This window comes from Pseudanabaena sp. 'Roaring Creek', from assembly GCF_001402795.1.
Classification (GTDB): Bacteria; Cyanobacteriota; Cyanobacteriia; order Pseudanabaenales; family Pseudanabaenaceae; genus Pseudanabaena.
Genome location: NZ_LIRE01000579.1, coordinates 1 through 734 on the forward strand (window position 1 = coordinate 1; position 734 = coordinate 734).

General features: G+C 49.0%; 2 protein-coding genes. Both read left to right on the top strand.

Going from position 1 to position 734, the window contains the following annotated elements; all coding sequences use genetic code 11:
* Window positions 1-163: 163 nt before the first annotated feature.
* Window positions 164-376, top strand: coding sequence for a hypothetical protein (locus AC805_RS16585; RefSeq protein ID WP_055076441.1), 213 nt, complete (start codon window positions 164-166; stop codon window positions 374-376).
* A partial coding sequence (locus AC805_RS16590) for a hypothetical protein (protein ID WP_156341434.1) occupies window positions 373-734 on the top strand: 362 nt, incomplete at its 3' end. The genes AC805_RS16585 and AC805_RS16590, both read left to right, overlap by 4 nt.

Below are 734 nucleotides of genomic sequence, written 5' to 3' on the forward strand. Positions count from 1 at the left end.
GAGCTTCTTTCCCTAAGCCCCCTAGAGCAAAATCGGTAACAACTCAAGGAGATAATTCCATCTCTTCTGAGACCTTTTACGACCCAAGCAATGACAACTCTCTCCCTGCGGAATTTAGCCGTTATTCGGGTCTGTTCACTGCTGCTGATTGGGCTACTGTCGTATGATGCAAGATCGCCTCATTATGGTTCCTAGCGACAAGGGCTTTCACGAAATCCTTAATGGCTCCTTGCCTGTGGATTTCGATGGCTCTCAGTGCGTGGTTGCACGAGCAGGATCGGGCGTTCTCGAAACTGTCTCTTTTGATGAGGCGATCGAGTATGCCTTGGGCGGTGAATACGATGAATTTGATGAGGAATGGGAGGAAACGGAATGAGTTGGGTCAACGTGTCTAGCTTTAATATCGGAGTTGGGCGCGTTGATGCCATTCTTATTCCTTCCCTGCTCTCATCGACTCACGTAGCGATTAAGGTCACCGATCTGAAGCGTCGTAAATGGCGCAAGTCGGGCGATCTCTGGCAAGAGTTCTCAGGTGGGGTGAAGGGGGTTAATCGCTTTGTTGGATTCGGCGAACAGACTGCTTTTGAGATGCAGACCGATCTCGGTAGCTACTACCTCAGATTTAAGCCTGTTTACTATCATCAAGGGCTATTTGTCGAAATTTGGCAATGGGTTCCCCCTCCTCCTCCTCCAAATACAAAATGGCTAGGTGATTTGTCTTGGTCTCCCAACCT